The sequence below is a fragment of the Kitasatospora sp. NPDC002522 genome (genome assembly GCF_053595195.1).
This window is the reverse complement of sequence record NZ_JBSFXE010000034.1, coordinates 60418-80797: the sequence shown is the minus strand read 5'-3', so window position 1 is coordinate 80797 and position 20380 is coordinate 60418. Positions and strand designations below refer to the sequence as shown.

Genomic DNA, 20380 nt, shown 5'->3' with positions numbered 1-20380 from the left:
GCACGAGAGGTCTACCGCGCGCTCACCAGCACAGCAGCCGCACGAATCACTCGAAACGACCTCGCGCCTGCCGCTTGACGTCTATAGGAGCATCGGCCGGCCCCGCCAGGGCGGACTCACGCGAACGCCTGGTGGCAGGAAACGTCGGGTCCGCGTCATTGCTGCCATCCGCGGGCCCTGGGAGCCTGGCGGCATGGAACAGCGCAGTGTGCTGATCGTCCTGTTCGAGGACGTGCAGAGTCTGGACGTGACGGGCCAGTTGGAGGTCTTCACGCTGGCGGGCGGCTACCGGGTCACCACCGCGTCGCTCGGCGGCGGGCCGGTGCGGACCGGCAGCGGGCTCGGGCTGCTGCCGGACGGGGACCTGGCGGCGGCCGGGGCGCCGCACACGCTGGTGGTACCGGGCGGACGCGGCGCCCGCCGGGAGGACCCGGCGCTGGTCGCACGGATCGCCGAACTCGCGGGCGGCGCACAGCGGGTGGCCTCGGTGTGCACCGGGGCGTTCCTGCTCGCCGCGGCGGGGCTGCTGGACGGGCGGCGGGCCACCACGCACTGGGCGCACTGGGAGGACCTCGCCGTCCGGCACCCGCAGGTCGCGGTGGACCCGGACCCGATCTACGTCCGGGACGGCCGGATCTCCACCTCCGCGGGCGTGACGGCCGGGATCGACCTGGCACTGGCGCTGGTCGAGGAGGACCTCGGCCGGGCCGCCGCGCTGGCCGTCGCCCGGCACCTGGTGATGTTCCTGCGGCGGCCGGGCGGGCAGTCGCAGTTCTCCACCCAGCTGACCGCCCAGTTCGCCGAGCGGGAGCCGCTGCGCGAGGTCCAGCGGTACATCGCCGAGCACCCGGCGGACGACCTCTCGGTGACCGCGCTGGCCCGCCGGGCCGCGCTCTCGCCCCGGCACTTCGCCCGGACGTTCACCGCCGAGGTGGGCATGACGCCCGGCCGCTACGTGGACGGCGTCCGCCTGGAGGCGGCCCGCCGCCGACTGGAGGAGAGCCGCGACGGCGTCGAGGAGATCGCCCGGACCTGCGGCTACGGCACCGCGGAGGCGCTGCGCCGGGCGTTCGCCCGGACGCTGTCGGTCACCCCGGGCGCGTACCGCCGGTCCTTCACCCCGTCCCCGGCCTGACGTTGCGTCAGATCAGCAGCCCGGCGGCGGCCGTCCGGTCGATGAACATCAGCTGGGCGCGCTTGTCCGGCAGGTCGATCTGCGGGCCGGGGGTGAAGCCGGTGCGGCGCAGGCGGGCGATGGCCTTGTCGTTGCGGGCGTCGGGTTCGGCGACGATCCGCAGGTGGCCGGGGTCGGCGAAGACGAAGCCCAGGAAGACGCCGACCAGGACGGCGGTGTAGCCGGGCCGGGCGGCGCCGGCGACCGGGCCGATCAGCAGGTGGACGCCGTGGTCGCCGGGCCGGACCTCGTAGCACTCGCCGACCGGGTCGTGCTCGGGCCGGTAGGTCTGGAACAGCGCGACGGGAGCGTCGTCGTGCAGCACCAGCCAGGCGAAGTGGCTGGGCAGCGAGTCGACGTAGGCGTAGATGTCCGCGACCTGCTCGACGGTGTGGTCGCGCATGCCCCAGAACCGGGCCCGGTCCTGGGTGACCCAGGAGTGGACGAGCGGGGCGTCACCGGCCGGGTCGAGCGAGCGGATCCGGACCTCGCCGAAGCCGGGAATCGTCCGGCGGTACGCGGTGTCGGGCATCAGGGGGTCTCCTCGGACGGCACGGGCAGCAGCGCACCGGCCAGCCAGTGCGTCAACTGGTCGCGGTGGTGCGGGTCTTCGGGGTTTCCGGCGGCGCCGAACGGCACCACCCAGCGGCTGTTCGCACGGTCGGCGAGGTCCCAGACGTAGCGGGCGGCGGGGCCGCGCGCCGAGCGGTCGGTGACGCCGGGGACGCTGGAGGTGGCGAGCACGCAGTCGTGGTCTCCGGCGAGGCCGGGCCAGTCGGCGTCGGGGGTGCCGGGGCGGGCCTGCCAGGGGGCGAGCCGGTGGTGCTCGCCCCAGGTGCCGGTGGGCGGCCGGTCGGCGGTCCGCTCCAGCGCGGCGCGCAGCGCGCCGGCCGGGTCGAGGCCGAGCGCGTCCTCGGCGATCAGCGCGTCCAGGGCGTAGCCGATCCTGGGCAGCAGGGCCAGCCAGGGCGTGAACAGCGCCGGGTACGGGTGCGCGGCGGCGAGCCCGGCGAGCACCGGACGCTGCGCCAACTCCCGGACCAGCGCAGTGCGCAGGGCCGCGTAGGCGGCGGCGTCGACGGAGTCGGCGGCCATCCGGCGGTCCCAGTGCAGCAGCCGGGCCCGCAGCTGCTCGGCGGCGGGGCTCAACCCGTCGAGGGTGGCGAGCAGTTCGAGGACCGGGCCGGCGGAGCCGAGCCAGGTGTCGGTGTGGATCTCGGCCTGCCGTTCGGCGTCCCAGACGGGGCGGGAGTCCAGCAGCGCGGCGATCCGCTCGGCCCGGTGCGGGGCGGAGAACTCGATGCCGAGCGGGGCGGCCAGGCCGCGCTGGTTGGCCATCACCGCGGTGCCGCGCACCTCGGCGCGGGGCGGCTCGGCCCAGCCCCGCCACGCGTACGCGGGCTCCCAGGCGGGCACCGGCTGCACCGAGTTGGCGCGCGGGCGGAGCGGGACGGCGCCGGCCACCCGGTGCAGCAGGCCGCCGCGGGTGTCGGCGGCGAGCACCACGTTGACCGGCTCGGCCCAGCGTTCGAGGGCGGCGGCCAGCTCGGCGACGGTGCGGGCGCGCAGCAGCGCGGGCAGTGCGGCGAACCCCAACTCGCCGGTCACCCGCGGCGGGTAGCGCAGGCTGAGGGCTTCGGCCGCGCTGTCGGGGCCGCCCGCGATCAGCGGGCCGCGGGCGGTCTCGACCACCCGCACCCGGACCGGCGGGCCGTCCAGGACGTGCACGGTCTCGGTGTGCTCAGCGGCGTCCGCCCAGCCGTCCGGGCCGAGCGCCTGGAGCCGGCCGTCGGGGGTGCGGCGCAGCCGCTCGCGGTAGAGGTCCTGGTAGTCGGCCATGGCGTTGGTGATCGCCCAGGCGACCTCGCCGGTGTGCCCGAAGTGGGCGATCCCGGGGACGCCGGGGACGGCGAGGCCGAGGACGTCGAACTCCGGGCAGGAGAGCCGGACCTGCTGGTAGATGCCGGGGTCCTCGACGAACCGGTGCGGGTCGCCGGCGATCAGCGGCTGCCCGGTGGCGGTGCGCTCGCCGGCGATCAGCCAGCCGTTGGAGCCGGAGGCGGCGGGGCCCTCGGTGGCGAAGGCCTCGGCGTGCTCGACGCCGAGGTGCCGGGCGACCCGGGCGCGCCACAGCTTGCCGGGGAAGCCGGCGAACAGGATGTGGTGCGAGAGCCACAGCGCGAGCGGCGTCCAGGGCTCCCACGGCTCCGGCCGCGCCTGTCCGAACTGCGGCGACGAGGCGTGCGCGAGGCCGGAGTTGACGCCGTCCACGTAGGCGGCGACCCATGCGGCGGTGGCCGCGTCGAGGGCGGCGTGGCAGCGCCGGGCGGTGTCGGCGAGCCGGGCCCGCCGGGCGAAGACGTCCCACTCCAGCTCGCCCGCGCCGAGCAGTTCGGCGGAGCGACCCTCGGCTCTTAGCCGCTCGACGTGCAGCTGCCAGGTGCGGTCCTCGGCGGCGTTGCGGCCCTGCAGCCGGGCGAGTTCGAGCGGGTCGGCGGCGGTCAGCCAGGGCACGCCCCACGCGTCGCGGCGGACCTCGCCGGGCTGATCGACCGTCATGCTCCCACCTTGATGCGGCGGTTGGCGGTGGGGACGACCAGCGGGGTGCCGGTCTCCGGGTCGGGGATGACCCGGCAGGGCAGCCGGAACACCTCCTCGACCAGGTCGGCGGTGACCACCTCGGCGGGCGGTCCGGCCGCGATCAGCCGGCCGTCGCGCAGCGCGACCAGGTGGGTGGCGTACCGGGCGGCCTGGTTGAGGTCGTGCAGCACCGCGACCAGGGTGCGGCCCTGCTCGCGGTGGAGCCGGGCGCATAGGTCGAGCACCTCGATCTGGTGGGCGATGTCCAGATACGTGGTGGGCTCGTCGAGCAGCAGCAGCGGGGTCTGCTGGGCGAGGGCCATGGCGATCCACACCCGCTGGCGCTGGCCGCCGGAGAGTTCGTCGACGGCGCGGTCGGCGAGGTCGGCGACGCCGGTGTCGGCCATCGCCTCGGCGACCACCCGCTCGTCCTCGGCGGACCACTGGCGCAGCACGCTCTGGTGCGGGTAGCGGCCGCGGGAGACCAGTTCGGCGACCGTGATGCCGTCGGGGGCGACGGAGGACTGCGGGAGCAGGCCGAGGGTGCGGGCGACCTGCTTGGCGGGCAGGTCGGCGATCGACCTGCCGTCCAGCAGGACCGTCCCGGCGGCCGGCTTGAGGGTGCGGGACAGGGCGCGCAGCAGGGTGGACTTGCCGCAGGCGTTGGGGCCGACCACGACGGTGAACGAGTGGTCGGGGATGTCGACGGTGAGTCCCTCGGCGATGGTGCGCTTCTCGTAGGCGAGGGTGAGGTCGCGGCCGGCCAGGCGGGGTGCGGACTGGGCCATGGGGGCTCCGATCGGGACGGGGAGGGGACGCTGGCCGACGGCCCGGGCCAGGGCCTTGCGCAGGCGGCAGGTCAGCGGGTTCACAGCCGGCCGGCCCGGCGCTGGGTGGCCAACAGCCAGACCAGGTAGCCGCCGCCGAGTACGCCGGTGACCACGCCGACCGGCGCCTGGTGGTCGGCGAACAGGTGCTGGGCGGTGAAGTCGGCGGTGACCAGCAGCGCGCCGCCGGTGCACATCGAGGCGGCCAGGTTGGGTCCGGGCACCCGGGTGAACCGGCGGGCCAGCTGCGGGGCGGTCAGCGCGACGAAGTTGACCGGCCCGGCGGCCGCCGCGGCGAGCGAGGCGAGCAGCACCGCGGCGGCCAGCAGCACCATCCGGACCCGCTCGGGGCGCACCCCGAGACCGCTCGCGGCGTCGTCGCCGAGCTCCAGGGCGCGCAGCGCGGGGCCGCAGCCGAGCAGCACCGCGGGGGCCAGCACGGCGAGGGCGATCAGCAGCGGCAGCGCGTCGTCCCAGCCGCGGCCGTCCAGGCTGCCGGTGAGCCAGAGCACCGCGCGGGCGGCGTCCATGAGCTGAGTGCGGGTCAGCAGGTAGCCGTTGAGGCCGGTGAGGATCGCGGCGGTGCCGATGCCGACCATCACCAGCCGGCTGCCCTGGACGCCGCCGCGCCAGGCGAGCGCGTAGATCGCGGCGCCGGTGGCCAGGCCGCCGCCGATCGCCCCGCCGGCCAGCGCGAGGCTGGAGCCGCCGGCCACCACGACCAGCAGCGCGCCGGTGGCCGCGCCCTGGGTGAAGCCGAGGATGTCGGGGCTGCCGAGCGGGTTGCGCACCAGGGTCTGGAACAGCGCGCCGGCCAGCGCCAGCGCCGCGCCGACCAGCAGCGCGGTGGCGATCCGGGGCAGCCGCAGCTGGTTGACGATGTAGTCCTCGGCGGGGCTGCCGCCGCCGAACAGGGTGCGCAGCACCTCGCCGGGGGCGATCGGGAAGTCGCCGCGGCCGAGCGCCAGCACGGCGACGGCGAGGGCGAGCAGCAGCGCGGCGACGACGACGGCGAGCGCCCGCGGGCGGTAGCGCAGCGAGAAGTGCGCCAGGCGGAGCGTCCTCATGTCCGGGTCCTCCGGCGGTGGGTGACGTGGCGGTGCGGCGTCATGCCCGGGCCCTCCCGCGGCGTGCGAAGTAGAGGAAGAAGGGTCCGCCGAGGACGGCGGTGACGATGCCGACCTGGAGTTCGCCGGGCCGGCCGAGCACCCGGCCGGCCACGTCGGCGCCGAGCAGCAGCACCGGGGCGAGCACCGCGCAGTACGGCAGCAGCCAGCGCAGGTCGGGTCCGGTGAGGGCGCGCACCAGGTGAGGGACCATCAGGCCGACGAAGACGATCGGCCCGCAGGCGGCGGTGGCGGCGCCGCACAGCAGGGTGACCGCGACGATCGCCACCGCGCGGATCGCCGCGGGGCGGGCGCCGAGGGCGCGGGCCGCGTCGTCGCCGAGGGCGAGCGCGTTCAGCGCGCGGGCCAGGCCCAGGGCGAGCAGCGTGCCGACCGCGATGAACGGCAACACTCCGACCACGGTGGAGGGTTGGGCGCCGGCCAGCGAGCCGACGGTCCAGAACCGCATCTTGTCCAGCGAGGCCGAGTCGAGCAGCATCACGGCGCTGACGTACGAGTACAGGGTGGCGTTCAGCGCCGCGCCGGCCAGGGCGAGGCGGGCCGGGGTGGCGCCGCGGCCGCCACCGACGGCGTAGACCAGCACCGAGACGACGGCGGCGCCGGCCAGCGCCCACCAGACGTAGCCGTCGAAGGAGGTGACGCCGAGGAAGGCGGCGGCGGTGGCGACCGCGGCGGAGGCGCCGGCGTTGATGCCGAGCAGTCCGGGGTCGGCCAGCGGGTTGCGGGTCAGCGCCTGCATCACGCCGCCCGCGAGGCCGAGGGCGATGCCGGCCAGCAGGCCGAGCAGGGTGCGCGGCAGCCGCATCTGGTGCACCACCGGGTAGCCGGGCGCGGCCCGGTCGACCAGGCCGTGCCAGACCTCGGCGGGGCTCAACTGCCGTGCGCCGAGGCCGAGGCTGAGCACCAGGACGGCGAGCAGCACGAGCAGCGCGGCGGCCAGTCCGAGTGCGCGGGGCGAGCTGCGGCGGGCGGCGGTGTCGCCGCGGATCGGGAGCGAGCTGGTGGCGGTCACGGGTGCTCCGGATGGCATCGGGGGTCCGCGGACCGGTCACGGTTCGTCACGGACCGACCCCTGGACAGGAACTTAGGTTAGGTTAACCTATGTTCGCCGCGCCGATCTGCTGCGCCGATCCGCTGCGCTCCCCCGCGCTCTGCGTGTGATCCGCTCCCCCGTCGCACCGAAGGACTTCGCCATGCCGTCTTCCCCCCGCCTCACCCGCCGCGGTCTGCTCGCCGCGGGCGGCGCCACCGCACTGGGCGCCGCCCTCGCCGCCTGCGGCTCGTCCGGCGAGTCGTCCGGCGGTGCGGCCAAGTCGGCCGGGAGCAGCGGTCCGTGGAGCTTCACCGACGACCGCGGCAAGGCCGTCACCGCGAAGAGCACCCCGTCCCGGGTGGTGGCCTTCACCGGCACCGCCGCCGCGCTCGCCGACTTCGGCCTGGACAGGCAACTGGTCGGCGTCTTCGGCGAGACCAAGGCCTCCGACGGCAAGGCCGATCCGCAGGCGGGCAGCCTGGACGTCGACCGGATCGAGATCATCGGCAATGCCTGGGGCGAGTTCTCCATCGAGAAGTACGCGGCCCTGCGCCCCGAGCTGCTGGTGACCCACATGTACGAGCCGGACGCGCTCTGGTACGTGCCGGACGAGTCCAAGGACAAGATCGTCCCGCTCGCCCCGGTGGTGGCGATCTCCACCGGCAAGGTGTCCATCACCCAGCCGATCGAGCACTACGCCAAGCTGGCCGAGTCGCTCGGCGCGGACCTGAAGGCGCCGAAGGTCACCGACGCCAAGGCCCGGTTCGAGAAGGCCGCCGAGTCGGTGCGCCAGGCCGCCAAGGCGGCCGGCGGCGTCAAGGTGATGGCCTGCTCCGGCAGCGCCGACATCTTCTACGTCTCCAACCCGAAGATCTCCTGCGACCTGATCTTCTTCGCCGAGCTGGGCGTGCAGTTCGTGCAGCCGGAGAAGACCGACGGCGGCGACTACTACGAGAGCCTGAGCTGGGAGAACGCCGGCAAGTACGCGGCCGACATCCTGCTGCTCGACCAGCGCTCGACCGCCCTGCAGCCCAAGGACCTGGCGGCCAAGCCCGCCTGGGGCCAGTTGCCCGCGGTGAAGGCCGGTCAGATCACCCCCTGGGACGCGGTGCCGCGCTTCTCCCACGCCGGCTTCGCCCCGCTGCTGGAACGCCTCGCCGAGGCGATCCGCACCTCCCGCAAGCTGAGCTGAAAGGCCGTCGGATGAGCACCGAGACACAGGAGTACGACTTCTTCCCGGCACACGTGGTGCGCACCCGGCGGCTCGGCCCGACCATGCTGCGGGTCACCTTCGGCGGCGCTGCGCTGGAGCGGTTCGCCAGTGGCGGACGCGACCAGTCGTTCTCGCTCTTCCTGCCGCACCCCGGCCAGGCCGAGCCCGAACTGCCATACCACGAGGGCGAGAACTGGTTCCACGCCTGGCGGGCGATCCCCGCGGAGGAGCGCGCGGTGATGCGCTCGTACACCGTCCGGGCGCAGCGCACCTCGCCGCCCGAGGTGGACGTGGACTTCGCGCTGCACGGCACCGGTCCGGCCGACCACGCCCCGGCCGGCCCGGCCGCCCGCTGGGCCGCGGAGGCGGGGCCGGGCGCCCGGGTGGTGCTGCTCGGCCCGGCGCTCGCCGACAACCGCTCGGTGGGCTTCCGCCCGCCGCCGGACACCGACTTCGCGCTGCTGGTCGCCGACGAGACGGCGCTGCCCGCGGTCGGCGGCATCCTGGACTGGCTGCCGCCCGGCACCCGGGCGCTGGTCTGGATCGAGGTACCGGATCCGGCCGACATCCAGGACCTGTCCGGGGCCGGCCGGGTGGACGTCACCTGGCTGGTGCGCGAGCCCGGCAAGCCGTCCGGCCTGCTGGACGCGCTGCGCGCGGCCGAGCTGCCCGCAGGCACCCCGTACGCCTGGATCGCGGGGGAGTCCGGCCTGGTCAAGGAGGTGCGCCGGCACCTGGTGCGCGAGCGCGGCGTGGACAAGCGCGCGGTGAGCTTCACCGGCTACTGGCGGCGCGGCGCCAGCGAGGACCGGATCCGCGAGGAGGCCTACGCCGAACTGGCGTGATCCCGACGCTGCCTGACGGCCCGTCCGCCCTGAAGTGGGCGGACGGGCCTTTCGCATGAACGAACTTAGGTTAGGCTAACCTCACTTCAGCAACTCACCTGCCGACGTTGAGGACTGACCATGAGTTTCCCGGGAGTAGCCCTCCAGCCCCGCGAGCAGCTGTTCAACGACCGCACCCTGGACCGCTACCGCCGCGTGCTGCACGCCGGGGTGGAGCTGGTCGCCGAGCGGATCGCCGACACCGCACGGCCGTTCAGCGGGACCACCCCCGAGCAGCTGCGCCCGGTCGTCGACGGGGTCGACCTGGACGCGCCGCTCGGCTCCGAGGCCGCCGCGCTGGACGAGCTCGGCGAGGTCTACCTGCGGGACGCGGTCTACTTCCACCACCCGCGCTACCTGGCCCACCTCAACTGCCCGGTGGTGATACCCGCGTTGCTCGGCGAGGCGGTGCTCACCGCGGTGAACTCCTCGTTGGACACCTGGGACCAGAGCGCCGGTGCCACCCTGATCGAGCGCAAACTGATCGACTGGACGGCCGGCCGGATCGGCCTCGGGCCGGACGCCGACGGGGTGTTCACCAGCGGCGGCACCCAGTCCAACTTCCAGGCGCTGCTGCTGGCCCGCGAGCAGGCGCTCGCCGCCGACCCCCGGCCGCGCGCCGAACTGCTGCCCCGGCTGCGGATCATCGCCTCCGAGGCGAGCCACTTCAGCGTCCGCAAGTCGGCCAAGATGCTCGGCCTCACCCCCGACGCGGTGATCCCGATCGGCACCGACCACGCCCGCCGGCTCAAGCCCGAACTGCTGGAGGCGGCACTGGAGTTCTGCCGCCGCGAGGACCTGCCGGTGATCGCCGTGGTGGCCACCGCCGGCACCACCGACTTCGGCTCCGTCGACCCGCTGCCGCGGATCGCCGACGCCTGCGCGGCCGCCCGGACGTGGCTGCACGTGGACGCCGCCTACGGCTGCGGGCTGCTGGTCTCGCCGACCCGCCGCGCACTGCTGGCAGGCATCGAGCGAGCCGACTCGGTCACCGTCGACTACCACAAGTCCTTCTTCCAGCCGGTGAGTTCCTCCGCCCTGCTGGTGCGCGACCGGACCACCCTGCGGCACGCCACCTACCACGCCGACTACCTCAACCCGGCCCGCACCGCCGAGCTGGTCCCCAACCAGGTCGACAAGAGCATCCAGACCACCCGGCGCTTCGACGCGCTCAAACTGTGGCTGACCCTGCGGGTGATGGGCGCCGACGGCGTCGGCGCGCTCTTCGACCAGGTGGTCGACCTGGCCGCCGAGGCCTACGAACTCCTCGACCGCGACGAGCGGTTCGAGGTGGTCACCCGCTCCGCGCTGTCTACCGTGGTGTTCCGCTGGCGGGGCCCCGAGGGCGCCGGACCGCACGCCGACGCCGCCAACCTGCACGCCCGCGAGGCGCTGGCCGCCTCCGGCGAGGCGGTGGTCGCCGGGACGGTCGTCGACGGCCGGCACTTCCTGAAGTTCACCCTGCTCAACCCGGAGACCACGCTCGCCGACGTCGCGGCCGTGCTCGACCTGATCGACGCCCACGCCGCCGACCACCTGGACGCCCAGGCCGCCACCGCCCTGCGCCGCGTCGCGGGCTGACCCCGAGGAGACCCCCGTGCACGACTTCATCGCCGTCGGCCTCGGCCCCTACAACCTGGGTCTGGCCTGCCTGACCGCCCCGCTCGACGACCTCGACGGCCTGTTCCTGGAGGCCCGCGAGGAGTTCGACTGGCACCCCGGGATGCTGCTGGACTTCGCCACCCTGCAGACCCCGTTCATGGCCGACCTGGTCACCCTGGCCGACCCGACCTCGCGCTACTCCTTCCTCAACTACCTGAAGCAGCGCGGCCGGCTCTACCCGTTCTACATACGCGAGCAGTTCTACCCGGTGCGCGCCGAGTACAACGCCTACTGCCGGTGGGCCGCCGAGCAGCTCGGATCCGTCCGGTTCGGCCAGACGGTCACCCGGATCGAGTACACCGACGGCGGCTACACCGTGCACGCCGACACCGCCGACGGCCCGGTCGCGCACCGCGCCCGCCGTCTGGTGCTGGGCACCGGCACCCCGCCGTACCTGCCCGAGCCGTGCCGCGGCCTGGGCGGCGGACTGCTGCACAATTCCGGCTACCTGGCGGGCAAGGCCGAACTGCAGACCAGGCGGAGCATCACCGTGGTCGGCAGCGGCCAGAGCGCCGCCGAGATCTACTACGACCTGCTGGCCGACCAGCAGCCCGGCGGCTACAAGCTGAACTGGGTGACCCGCTCCTCGCGGTTCTTCCCGCTGGAGTACACCAAGCTCACCCTGGAGATGACCTCCCCGGAGTACGTGGACTACTACCACGCGCTGCCGGAGGACACCCGCTACCGGCTGGAGGCCGAGCAGAAGGGCCTGTTCAAGGGCATCGACGCCGACCTGATCAACAGCATCTTCGACCTGCTCTACCAGAAGAGCGTCACCGGCCCGGTGGCCACCCGACTGTTCACCAACTCCTCTCTGAAGAGCGCCAGTTGGTCCGAGCAGCAGGGCCGCTACACGCTCGGCTTCGAACACGCCGAGCAGCGGCGCGCGTTCACCCTGGAGACCGAGGGCCTGGTGCTGGCCACCGGCTACCGGTACCAGGTGCCCGCCTTCCTGGAGCCGATCCGCGACCGGATCCGCTGGGACGGCCGCGGCCGCTTCGACGTCGGCCGCAACTACAGCATCGACCACGGCGGCGGGGAGGTCTTCCTGCAGAACGCCGCCACCCACGCCCACTCGATCACCTCCCCCGACCTCGGCATGGGCCCGTACCGCAACTCGTGGATCATCCGCGAGCTGGTCGGCCGCGAGGTCTACCCGGTCGAGAAGTCCATCGCCTTCCAGGAGTTCGGCGCCCCCGAGGGCGTGGTCGCATGAGCACCGCCACCGTCTACCGCCGCGACCACGCCGCCCTCGGCGCCTTCGCCGTCCGCCCGCTCGACCCCGAGGGCGACGCCGAGCTGCTGCACCGCTGGGTCACCCACCCCAAGGCCGCGTTCTGGATGATGCAGCGGGCGAGCCTCGGCGAGGTCGCCGCCGAGTACCGGCGGATCACCGAACACCCGCACCACGACGCCTACCTGGGCCTGCACGAGGGCGTCCCCGCCTTCCTGGTCGAGCGCTACGACCCGGCCCGGGTCGAACTCGCCGGCCTCTACCCCGCGCAGCCGGGCGACGTCGGCATGCACTTCCTCACCGCGCCGAGCGACACCCCGGTGCACGGCTTCACCCGCGCGGTGATCGGCACGGTGATGGCCTTCCTGTTCGACGACCCGGCCACCGCCCGGGTGGTGGTGGAGCCGGACGTCCGCAACACCGCCGTGCACGCGCTGAACGCCGCGGTCGGCTTCCGGGTGCTCGGCGAGATCACCAAACCCGAGAAGCAGGCGCTGCTCAGCGTCTGCACCCGCGCCGACCACCAGACCGCCACCGGAAGTGACGCATGACCACCGCACACCTCACCCCCGACCTCTGGGCGCGCGCCAACCGCCACCTGGTCCGCAAGGCGATCGCCGAGTTCAGCCACGAGCGACTCCTGACGCCTCGTCATCTCGCCGACGGCCGCTACGAGCTGACCTGCGACGACGGCACGACGGTGTACCGCTTCACCGCCCGGCGCTACGCCCTCGACCACTGGCATCTGGACGCGGACTCCCTCAGCCGGCACCGCAGCACCGAGCCGGAGCACGAACTCCCGCTCGACGCCGTCGACTTCTGCACCGAGTTCGCCGGCTCGCTGGGCCTGTCCGCGCAGGTCCTGCCGGTCTACCTGGAGGAGATCACCTCCACCCTCGCCTCCGCCGCGTTCAAGCTCGGCCGCCCGCAGCCGAGCGCCGCCGAACTCGCCAAGGCCGACTTCCAGACCATCGAGACCGGCATGACCGAGGGCCACCCCGGCTTCGTCGCCAACAACGGCCGGCTCGGCTTCGGCGGCGACGAGTACCCGCGGTACGCCCCCGAGGCCGCCAGCCCGGTCCGGCTGCTGTGGCTCGCCGCGCACCGCGAGCACACCACCTTCACCAGCTGCGCCGACCTGGACTACCGCACCCTGCTGGACGGCGAGTTGGGCCCCGAGCAGCTCGCCGGGTTCACCGCCGTCCTGGTCGACGCCGGCCTCGACCCGGACGCCTACCTGCTGCTGCCCGTCCACCCCTGGCAGTGGTGGAACAAGCTCTCCGTCACCTTCGCCGGCGAACTCGCCACCCGCCGCCTGGTGTTCCTCGGCGAAGGCCGCGACGACTACCTCGCCCAGCAGTCCATCCGCACCTTCTTCAACACCAGCGACCCGGCCAAGCACTACGTCAAGACCGCCCTGTCGGTGCTCAACATGGGCTTCATGCGCGGCCTCTCGGCCGCCTACATGGAGGCCACCCCGGCGATCAACGACTGGCTGGCCCGGCTGATCGCCGCCGACCCGGTGCTCACCGCCAGCGGGCTGACCGTCATCCGCGAGCGGGCCGCCATCGGCTACCGGCACCGCCAGTACGAGGCCGCCACCGACCGGTACTCCCCGTACCGCAAGATGCTCGCCGCGCTGTGGCGGGAGAGCCCGGTGCCCGCCCTCGCCCCCGGCCAGCGGCTCACCACGATGGCCGCGCTGCTGCACAGCGACACCGACGGCCACCCGCTGGCCGCGGCGCTGGTCGAACAGTCCGGCCTCGCCCCCGCGGTGTGGCTGCGCCGCTACCTGGACGCCTACCTGGTACCGCTGCTGCACAGCTTCTACGCCTACGACCTGGCGTTCATGCCGCACGGCGAGAACACCATCCTGGTGCTGGAGGACGGCGCGGTGGTCCGCGCGGTGTTCAAGGACATCGCCGAGGAGATCGTGGTGATGGACCCGCACGCGGTGCTCCCGCCCGAGGTCCAGCGGATCCGCGCCGACGTGCCGGAGGGGATGCGACTGCTGTCGATCTTCACCGACGTCTTCGACTGCTTCTTCCGCTACCTCGCGCCGCTGCTCGCCGAGGCCGGCACGCTGGACGAGGACGCGTTCTGGCGCACCGTCGCCGAGTGCGTCGCCGACTACCGCGACTCGGTGCCGCACCTCGCCGAGCGGTTCGAGCGGTTCGACCCGTTCGCCGCGGAGTTCGCGCTCTCCTGCCTCAACCGGCTGCAGCTGCGCGACAACCGGCAGATGGTCGACCTGGCCGACCCGTCCGGCGCCCTCCAGCTGGTCGGCACCCTGGCCAACCCGCTCGCCCGCCACCCCCGGTGAGCACCCTCGGGGCCGTCAGCGCCACCGATCGGCACTGATGCCCCATCATCGCTCTTGCGAATGACTTGCAATAGTGTGGCGGTTGCAACGGACCCTCCGTCAACCGAGAAGGGGCTGCCCCGCCATGTCCGCGTACACGCTGCCTGACCTCCCGTACGACTACTCCGCCCTGGAGCGGGCGATGTCCGCCGAGATCCTGGAGCTGCACCACTCCAAGCACCACCTGGCCTACGTCAACGGCGCCAACCAGACGCTGGAGCAGCTCGCCGAGGCCCGGGACAAGGAGCAGTTCGGCAGCCTGGTCGGCCTGCAGAAGACGCTCGCCTTCCACCTCTCCGGCCACGTGCTGCACTCGCTGTTCTGGGAGAACCTCTCCCCCGAGGGCGGCGACCGCCCCGAGGGCGCCCTCGCCGACGCCGTCACCGAGCACTTCGGCTCCTTCGAGGCCTTCCGGAAGCAGCTCACCGCCGCCACCGTCGGCGTCCAGGGCTCCGGCTGGGGCATCCTCTCCTGGGAACCGCTCGGCAGGCGCCTGATCGTCGAGCAGGTCTACGACCACCACGGCAACGTCGGCCAGGGCACCACCCCGCTGCTCGCCTTCGACGCCTGGGAGCACGCCTACTACCTGCAGTACAAGAACGTCCGCCCCGACTACGTCACCCGGCTCTGGGACGTCGTCAACTGGCAGGACGTCAGCGCCCGGTTCGCCGCCGCCTCGGCCTGACGCACCGGCCCGCACCCCCGCTCCCGGGGCCCGCCGCTCCCACCGGCGGGCCCCGGGCTCCTCCCCGGGCACCGGCTCAGCGGAAGGCCGGCAGCGCCCCCGCCGCCCAGTCCGCGAAGCCCCGGGCCGGCCGGCCCAGCACCCGGGACACGTCCGCGCTCGCCGCCCGCTCCTCGGGCAGCGGCTCGCCCAGCACGTCCAGCGTGCCGTCGGCCACCTCCGGCGGCATGAAGCGCAGCAGCTCCGTCCGCGCCTGCGCCCGGTCCAGCTCCACGAACTCGACCTTCTCGCCGAGCAGTTCACCGAGCAGCTCGGCCTGCCGCCGCGGCCCCACCGGCTCCGGACCGGTCAGCACGTAGGTGCGCCCGTGGTGCCCGTCCTCGCGCAGCACCGCCGCGGCGACCGCCGCCAGGTCCGCCGGGTCCACCACCGGCAGCGCCACCTCGCCGAACGGCGCGAACACCGTCCGCCGCCCGCGCACCGACTCCGCCCAGGCGTAGGCGTTCGACGCGAACCCGGCCGGCCGCAGCACCGTCCACTCCAGCCCGCTGCCGCGCACCGCCGCCTCGAACTCCCGCAGCAGCGCGTGTGACGGCGCCTGCGGACGGGTGCCCGTCAGCTGCGAGGAGAGCAGCACCACCCGCCGCACCCCCGACTCCCGTACCACTGCCAGCAGTTCCTCCGCCGGCACCGCCAACTCACCGGGCAGCAGCAGGAACAGCGCGCTCGCCCCGGCCAGCGCCGGGCGCAGCGCCTCGACGTCCGCGAGGTCCACCCGGTGCGCCAACACCCCGTCCGGCAGCCCCTCGGCCGCGCCCCGGCGCGACACCGCCGTCACCCGCTCCCCCGCCGCCGCCAGCTCCGCCACCAGCGGACGCCCGATGTTCCCGGTCGCCCCCGTCACCACGATCACGACAACTCCCCATGTTCGGTTGGTCGTTGGGCCTTGCTCGGGCCCTCCGTCGATGCGACGCTAACATCCCGGAGATACTAGGTACCTAGAGGAAAGTGACTACCCTTCAGGAGGGTTCCGTGCCGTCGACGCCCGTACCGCCGTGCGCCATCAGCCCCGTCCTCGACGTGGTCTTCAGCCGCTGGACCACCCCCATCCTGTGGACCCTCCACCAGCTCGGCCGGCAGCGCTTCGTCGAACTGCACCGCAACGTCGGCGCCATCACCCCGAAGGTGCTCACCCAGCGCCTGCGCCAGCTGGAACGCGACGGCCTGGTCACCCGCACCTACCACCCCGAGGTCCCGCCCCGCGTCGAGTACGACATCACCCCGCTCGGCCGCAGCCTCTCCCCGGTCTTCGCCGCCCTCACCGACTGGTCCGAACACCACCTCCCCGAGGTCGACCGCGCCCGCGCCGCCTTCGACAGCAACTGACGCCACGCCAGGCACGCGGGGAACTGGGCAGGCAACCCCCCACCCGCCGCCGGATCCGGCCACCCCTCAACACCCCCACCCCCGCCCGGCCCCACCCACCCAGCTGCTCCTGCCTCTCCCGCCTCCCCGCCCGTTTCCTCCGAGCCTCCGTTCCTCCGACTCTCCGTTCCTCCGACTCTCCGTTCCTCCGACTCTCCGTTCCTCCCGCCTCCCCGGCAGGGTCTAGCGTGGGCGCCGTGGACAGCCCCCAGCAGACGGACCCCACCGAGCAGTTCGAGGCCCAGCGGCCCCGCCTGTTCTCGCTCGCCTACCGGATGCTCGGCTCCGCCGCCGAGGCCGAGGACGCCGTCCAGGACACCTACCTGCGCTGGCACGGCGCCGCCCCGGGGCAGGTCGCCGCGCCCGGCGCCTGGCTCGCCAAGGTGCTGACCAACCTCTGCCTCAACCGGCTCACCTCGGCCCGCGCCCGCCGCGAGGAGTACCCGGGCAGCTGGCTGCCCGAACCGGTGCCCACCGACACCGGCGACCTCGGCCCGATGGAACGCGCCGAACAGCGCGAGGCCGTCTCCTTCGCCGTCCTCACCCTGATGGAACGGCTCACCCCGCCCGAGCGGGCCGCCGTCGTCCTGCGCGACGCCTTCGACTACAGCCACCGGGACGTCGCCTGCGTCCTCGACTGCACCGAGGCCGCCGCCCGCCAGCTCCACCGCCGCGCCCGGCTCCGCCTCACCGAGGGCGGCCCCCGCTTCACGCCCACCCCGGCGCAGAACAGCGAACTGCTCGGCCGCTTCCTCGCCGCCGCGGCCGACGGCTCCCTCGACCGGCTGGAGGAACTCCTCGCCGAACACGTCGTGGTCTGGTCCGACGGCGGCGGCCGGGTCCGCGCCGCCCTGCGCCCGGTGACCGGACGCGCCAAGGCCGCCCGCTTCCTGGCCGGACTGTTCGCCCGCTACGCCCGGGGCGCCCGGCTGGAGGTCGCCGAGGCCAACGGCGTCCCGGCCCTGCTGGTCTGGGAGGACGGGCAGCTCACCTCGGTCGGGACGGTGGAGCAGGGCGAGGACGGCGTCACCGGCGTCCGGATCGTCCGCAACCCGGAGAAACTCGCCTACTTCGCGGCCCGACGCCGGGACCTGTCACAAAGCGGCTGACCATCCGGTTCCTACCTGGTGACAGCAGTCACCCGGAAAGGACCCACCGCGATGACCCACGACACCCTCCTGATCACCGGCGCCACCGGCGTCCTCGGCCGCGAGGTGCTCGACCGGGCCCGCCGCACCGGCGGCCCGGTGCGCGCCCTGACCCGCCGCACCGCCCTGCCCGACGACCCGGGCGTCGACTGGCGCACCGGCGACCTCACCGCCGGCACCGGCCTGACCGAGGCGTTCACCGGCGTCGACGCGGTGATCCACTGCGCCAGCGACCCGCGCAACCCGCAGCACGACCTCACCGCCTTCGGCCACCTGCTGGCCGCGGCGCGGGAGGCCGGCGTCCGACACGTCGTCAACATCTCCATCGTCGGCATCGACCGCATCCCGTACCGGTACTACCGGATCAAGCTCGAAGGCGAACGGATGCTCGCCGACTCCGGGCTCGGCTGGAGCAACCTGCGGGCCACCCAGTTCCCGCAGCTGCTCGACACCGCGCTCACCGCGCTCGCCAAGCTCCCGGTCGTCCCGATCCCCGCCCGCACCCCCTGCCAGCCCGTCGACCCGCGCGAGGTCGCCGACCGCCTCGTCGAACTCGCCCTCGGCGAACCGGTCGGCCACGCCCCCGACTTCGCCGGCCCGACCGCCTACCCGGCCACCCGGCTGGCCGCCGACTGGCTGCACGCCACCGGCCGGCGCCGCGCCGTCCTCCCCGTCCCGCTCCCGGGCCGGCTCGGCAGCGCCCTACGCGCCGGGCACCTCACCGCCCCGGCCCACGCCTCCGGCACCCGTACCTGGGAGCAGTACCTCGCAACGAAGTCCGCCTGACCGGCGGGGGCGGCCCACCCGACTACCGGAACGGGCCGCCCCACCACGCCACTTCCCTACCGCCCTACCCCGCCCTACCGCCGTACCGCCCTACTGCTCTGCGGCGATCGCGGCCACCTCCGGACACGCCAGCGCCACGTAGTCCTCCACCGCCAGCGCCACCGACAGGTCCAGCCGGCCGGCGTTGAAGAAGATCTCCTCCTCCGCCAACAGGCCCTCGTCCACCACCAGTTCCAGCTCCGGCGAGAACGCGAACGGCGTGATCGAACCGCTGACGCTGCCCGCCAGCCGCTCGGCCACCTCCCGCGTGGCGAACGCCGCGTCCCGCCCGCCGTACCGGTGCACCAGAGCCCCCAGATCCACCTGCCGGTCCCCGGGCACCACCGCCAGCACGTACCGCCGCGACTTCTTCCCCGTCGCCACCCGCACCACGATCGACTTGGCCGCCTGCCGGAGCGTGTGCCCCCGCAGCCGGCTCGCCACGTCCGTGCGACCCTCCGGCGGATGCGCGATCATCCGGTACCGCGCCGCCCCCGTATCCAGCAACTCCGTCAACCGCCGATACGCATCCATCGTCAACACCCCACCGACGGACACCACTTCACAGACCCCACGGTGCAATCCCCATCACGAGTAGCAAGCCGGCAGCGCCCACCGCCACCGCCCTCACACACCTCGGCGGGATCCAGCCGCCTCCGCACCGCCCAGCGCCGCTTGTAGCCGCACTCCGCACCCACGCTCCAACCCGGCCCTACGCCCGCCCTATACGCCCCGGCCCCGGCGAGCGAACGCGTAGACGACAGCGCCCGCACCCCGGACGGGGTGCGGGCGCTCCGGCCTCGGACGGGCCCTAGTAGGGCTTGGTCAGGTCTGTATTGGGCTGGGTATGTCGCGGTGGCAGGTCGGGCAGGTGCCGGCCCAGGTGGCGAGGATCGATTGCAGCTCGCGGACGACCTGGTAGAGGCTCAGGCCGGGGCCGTTCCTTTTGGGGCGCGGGCGAGCCTCCGCAGGGTGCAGAAGGCGTGGGCCAGGGCGACGAGGGTGACGTGGTGGTGCCAGCCGGTGAAGGTGCGGCCCTCGAAGTGCGAGAGTCCCAGGGCTTGTTTCATCTCCCGGTAGTCGTGCTCGATGCGCCAGCGGAGTTTGGCCAGGCGGACCAGGGTGGTCAACGGGGTGTCGGCAGGCAGGTCGGAGAGCCAGAACTGCACCGGCGCGGGCGCCTTGGCGGGCCACTCGGCCAGCAGCCAGCACTCGGGCAGTTCCACGCCGTCGGTGGCGTCGCGGATCTCGCGGCCGGCGGGGCGGATCCGCAGGGCGACGAAGCGCGAGTACATCCGCTTGAACCCGGTGCGGCCCTTGCCTGGGCGGGATCCCTCGCGCCAGGACACCGGCCTGGCCGCCGTCCGCCCGGCTTCCATCACCAACGCCTTCACGCTCTTCGCCGGATCCGGGTATCGGGCGACCGGCGGCCGTCCGGTCCCGCTGTAGGGCGGGGTGACGGGCCGGGCGGAGCCGGGCTGGGCACTGAGCGTGGTGGAGATGCCCACGACGTAGTGCAGCCCGCGCTCGTTCAGGCCCAGCCGGAAGGCGGCCGCGTCACCGTAGCCGGCGTCCGCGACGACGAGCGGGACGTGGACGCCCCAGGAACGGGTCTCATCCACCATGTCCAGGGCGAGTTGCCACTTCTCCACGTGCCCGAGGTCCGCGGGGATCTGGCAGCGCTCCCGGCGGGCCACCTTCACCGGCTCGGCCTTCTCCGAGGCCGGATCCCAGGACTTGGGGAGGAACAGCCGCCAGTCGACGGCGGCGGAGGCGTGATCGGCGGCCAGATGCAGCGAGACGCCCACCTGGCAGTTGGTGACCTTGCCCGCGGTGCCCGTGTACTGCCGCGCGACACACGCGGAGGCCTCGCCGTCCTTGAGGAACCCCGTGTCGTCGATGATCAGGGCCGTCGGTTTCAGCTCCGCCTGCATCCTCCACGCCAGCCGGGCCCGCACATGCGCCGGGTCCCACGGGCTGGCGGTCACGAAGTGCGCCAGCGCCTGCCGGTTCCCATCCTCGCCGAGCCGCGCGGCCATCGGCTCCACCGACTTGCGCCCGCCATCCAGCAACAACCCACGCACGTAGACCCGCCCCCAGCGCTGCTGATCCCGACGCGTGAACGCCTCGAACAGCTCCGCCGTGAACGCCTCCAGGTCCTCCCGGACTTCCGCCATCTCCTCAGGTGTCACCCACTGCCA

The 20380-nt window shown here is 73.8% G+C and carries 19 protein-coding genes; 11 read left to right on the top strand and 8 right to left on the bottom strand.

Going from position 1 to position 20380, the window contains the following annotated elements:
* Positions 1 to 193 precede the first annotated feature (193 nt).
* On the top strand, positions 194 to 1135 hold the full coding sequence (locus ACWD4U_RS26115; protein WP_363457626.1) for a GlxA family transcriptional regulator: 942 nt from the start codon (positions 194 to 196) through the stop codon (positions 1133 to 1135).
* 7 nt (positions 1136 to 1142) lie between these two features.
* Here the strand turns inward: ACWD4U_RS26115 and ACWD4U_RS26110 are convergent, their stop codons facing one another.
* From ACWD4U_RS26110 to ACWD4U_RS26090, 5 genes are all read right to left on the bottom strand, one after another.
* Positions 1143 to 1706, bottom strand: a complete 564-nt coding sequence (locus ACWD4U_RS26110) for a GNAT family N-acetyltransferase (protein ID WP_363457623.1) — start codon at positions 1704 to 1706, stop codon at positions 1143 to 1145.
* Positions 1706 to 3733, bottom strand: coding sequence for a penicillin acylase family protein (locus tag ACWD4U_RS26105; RefSeq protein ID WP_363457621.1), 2028 nt, complete (start codon positions 3731 to 3733; stop codon positions 1706 to 1708). Before ACWD4U_RS26105 ends, ACWD4U_RS26110 begins: the two co-directional genes overlap by 1 nt.
* Positions 3730 to 4542: an ABC transporter ATP-binding protein gene (locus tag ACWD4U_RS26100; RefSeq protein ID WP_363457618.1), complete on the bottom strand. Its 813-nt coding sequence runs from the start codon at positions 4540 to 4542 to the stop codon at positions 3730 to 3732. Before ACWD4U_RS26100 ends, ACWD4U_RS26105 begins: the two co-directional genes overlap by 4 nt.
* Before the next feature lie 80 nt (positions 4543 to 4622).
* The gene (locus ACWD4U_RS26095) at positions 4623 to 5648 is read right to left on the bottom strand and encodes a FecCD family ABC transporter permease (protein ID WP_363457615.1); all 1026 of its coding nucleotides are present in this window, start codon (positions 5646 to 5648) and stop codon (positions 4623 to 4625) included.
* A 40-nt stretch (positions 5649 to 5688) separates the two neighbouring features.
* Positions 5689 to 6738: a FecCD family ABC transporter permease gene (locus ACWD4U_RS26090; RefSeq protein ID WP_449787317.1), complete on the bottom strand. Its 1050-nt coding sequence runs from the start codon at positions 6736 to 6738 to the stop codon at positions 5689 to 5691.
* Positions 6739 to 6901: 163 nt separating this feature from the next.
* On the opposite strand from ACWD4U_RS26090, the gene ACWD4U_RS26085 reads away from it, so the two are divergent.
* The 7 genes from ACWD4U_RS26085 to ACWD4U_RS26055 all read left to right on the top strand — a co-directional run bounded on the left by ACWD4U_RS26085 (position 6902) and on the right by ACWD4U_RS26055 (position 14781).
* Entirely contained in the window at positions 6902 to 7933 is a 1032-nt protein-coding gene (locus tag ACWD4U_RS26085; protein WP_363457609.1) for an ABC transporter substrate-binding protein, read from the top strand.
* 11 nt (positions 7934 to 7944) lie between these two features.
* Complete coding sequence (locus ACWD4U_RS26080) at positions 7945 to 8799, top strand: siderophore-interacting protein (RefSeq protein WP_363457606.1); 855 nt, start codon at positions 7945 to 7947, stop codon at positions 8797 to 8799.
* Positions 8800 to 8919: 120 nt separating this feature from the next.
* Positions 8920 to 10419: a pyridoxal phosphate-dependent decarboxylase family protein gene (locus ACWD4U_RS26075; RefSeq protein ID WP_363457603.1), complete on the top strand. Its 1500-nt coding sequence runs from the start codon at positions 8920 to 8922 to the stop codon at positions 10417 to 10419.
* A gap of 16 nt (positions 10420 to 10435) precedes the next feature.
* A complete protein-coding gene (locus ACWD4U_RS26070) occupies positions 10436 to 11716 on the top strand; it encodes a lysine N(6)-hydroxylase/L-ornithine N(5)-oxygenase family protein (protein ID WP_363457601.1) in 1281 nt (426 codons plus the stop codon).
* Positions 11713 to 12285, top strand: coding sequence for a GNAT family N-acetyltransferase (locus tag ACWD4U_RS26065; protein WP_363457598.1), 573 nt, complete (start codon positions 11713 to 11715; stop codon positions 12283 to 12285). Before ACWD4U_RS26070 ends, ACWD4U_RS26065 begins: the two co-directional genes overlap by 4 nt.
* Positions 12282 to 14057, top strand: a complete 1776-nt coding sequence (locus ACWD4U_RS26060) for an IucA/IucC family protein (RefSeq protein WP_363457596.1) — start codon at positions 12282 to 12284, stop codon at positions 14055 to 14057. The genes ACWD4U_RS26065 and ACWD4U_RS26060 overlap by 4 nt, the downstream gene beginning before the upstream one ends.
* 124 nt (positions 14058 to 14181) lie before the next feature.
* Entirely contained in the window at positions 14182 to 14781 is a 600-nt protein-coding gene (locus tag ACWD4U_RS26055) for a superoxide dismutase (RefSeq protein ID WP_363457593.1), read from the top strand.
* A gap of 76 nt (positions 14782 to 14857) precedes the next feature.
* On the opposite strand, the gene ACWD4U_RS26050 is transcribed toward ACWD4U_RS26055, so the two are convergent.
* Entirely contained in the window at positions 14858 to 15694 is an 837-nt protein-coding gene (locus tag ACWD4U_RS26050) for an SDR family oxidoreductase (RefSeq protein WP_363457590.1), read from the bottom strand.
* Between the two features lie 119 nt (positions 15695 to 15813).
* On the opposite strand from ACWD4U_RS26050, the gene ACWD4U_RS26045 reads away from it, so the two are divergent.
* From ACWD4U_RS26045 to ACWD4U_RS26035, 3 genes are all read left to right on the top strand, one after another.
* Positions 15814 to 16167: a winged helix-turn-helix transcriptional regulator gene (locus ACWD4U_RS26045; RefSeq protein WP_363457587.1), complete on the top strand. Its 354-nt coding sequence runs from the start codon at positions 15814 to 15816 to the stop codon at positions 16165 to 16167.
* 236 nt (positions 16168 to 16403) lie between these two features.
* Positions 16404 to 17315: an RNA polymerase sigma-70 factor gene (locus ACWD4U_RS26040; protein WP_363457584.1), complete on the top strand. Its 912-nt coding sequence runs from the start codon at positions 16404 to 16406 to the stop codon at positions 17313 to 17315.
* Between the two features lie 51 nt (positions 17316 to 17366).
* Positions 17367 to 18140 carry an SDR family oxidoreductase gene (locus ACWD4U_RS26035; RefSeq protein WP_363457581.1) on the top strand — a complete coding sequence of 258 codons (774 nt, stop codon included), beginning with the start codon at positions 17367 to 17369 and terminating at the stop codon, positions 18138 to 18140.
* A 90-nt stretch (positions 18141 to 18230) separates the two neighbouring features.
* Here the strand turns inward: ACWD4U_RS26035 and ACWD4U_RS26030 are convergent, their stop codons facing one another.
* Both ACWD4U_RS26030 and ACWD4U_RS26025 read right to left on the bottom strand, forming a co-directional pair.
* Positions 18231 to 18713 carry a YbaK/EbsC family protein gene (locus ACWD4U_RS26030; protein ID WP_363457579.1) on the bottom strand — a complete coding sequence of 161 codons (483 nt, stop codon included), beginning with the start codon at positions 18711 to 18713 and terminating at the stop codon, positions 18231 to 18233.
* A gap of 392 nt (positions 18714 to 19105) precedes the next feature.
* The gene (locus tag ACWD4U_RS26025; protein ID WP_449787316.1) at positions 19106 to 20371 is read right to left on the bottom strand and encodes an IS701 family transposase; all 1266 of its coding nucleotides are present in this window, start codon (positions 20369 to 20371) and stop codon (positions 19106 to 19108) included.
* Positions 20372 to 20380: the final 9 nt, after the last annotated feature.

Coding starts and splice junctions, on each gene's coding strand:
- ACWD4U_RS26105 (WP_363457621.1), bottom strand. CDS start 3,733: ATGACGGTCGATCAGCCCGGCGAGGTCCGCCGCGACGCGTGGGGCGTG.
- ACWD4U_RS26075 (WP_363457603.1), top strand. CDS start 8,920: ATGAGTTTCCCGGGAGTAGCCCTCCAGCCCCGCGAGCAGCTGTTCAAC.
- ACWD4U_RS26055 (WP_363457593.1), top strand. CDS start 14,182: ATGTCCGCGTACACGCTGCCTGACCTCCCGTACGACTACTCCGCCCTG.
- ACWD4U_RS26035 (WP_363457581.1), top strand. CDS start 17,367: ATGACCCACGACACCCTCCTGATCACCGGCGCCACCGGCGTCCTCGGC.
- ACWD4U_RS26030 (WP_363457579.1), bottom strand. CDS start 18,713: ATGGATGCGTATCGGCGGTTGACGGAGTTGCTGGATACGGGGGCGGCG.
- ACWD4U_RS26095 (WP_363457615.1), bottom strand. CDS start 5,648: ATGAGGACGCTCCGCCTGGCGCACTTCTCGCTGCGCTACCGCCCGCGG.
- ACWD4U_RS26085 (WP_363457609.1), top strand. CDS start 6,902: ATGCCGTCTTCCCCCCGCCTCACCCGCCGCGGTCTGCTCGCCGCGGGC.
- ACWD4U_RS26090 (WP_449787317.1), bottom strand. CDS start 6,738: ATGCCATCCGGAGCACCCGTGACCGCCACCAGCTCGCTCCCGATCCGC.
- ACWD4U_RS26100 (WP_363457618.1), bottom strand. CDS start 4,542: ATGGCCCAGTCCGCACCCCGCCTGGCCGGCCGCGACCTCACCCTCGCC.
- ACWD4U_RS26110 (WP_363457623.1), bottom strand. CDS start 1,706: ATGCCCGACACCGCGTACCGCCGGACGATTCCCGGCTTCGGCGAGGTC.
- ACWD4U_RS26060 (WP_363457596.1), top strand. CDS start 12,282: ATGACCACCGCACACCTCACCCCCGACCTCTGGGCGCGCGCCAACCGC.
- ACWD4U_RS26065 (WP_363457598.1), top strand. CDS start 11,713: ATGAGCACCGCCACCGTCTACCGCCGCGACCACGCCGCCCTCGGCGCC.
- ACWD4U_RS26080 (WP_363457606.1), top strand. CDS start 7,945: ATGAGCACCGAGACACAGGAGTACGACTTCTTCCCGGCACACGTGGTG.
- ACWD4U_RS26115 (WP_363457626.1), top strand. CDS start 194: ATGGAACAGCGCAGTGTGCTGATCGTCCTGTTCGAGGACGTGCAGAGT.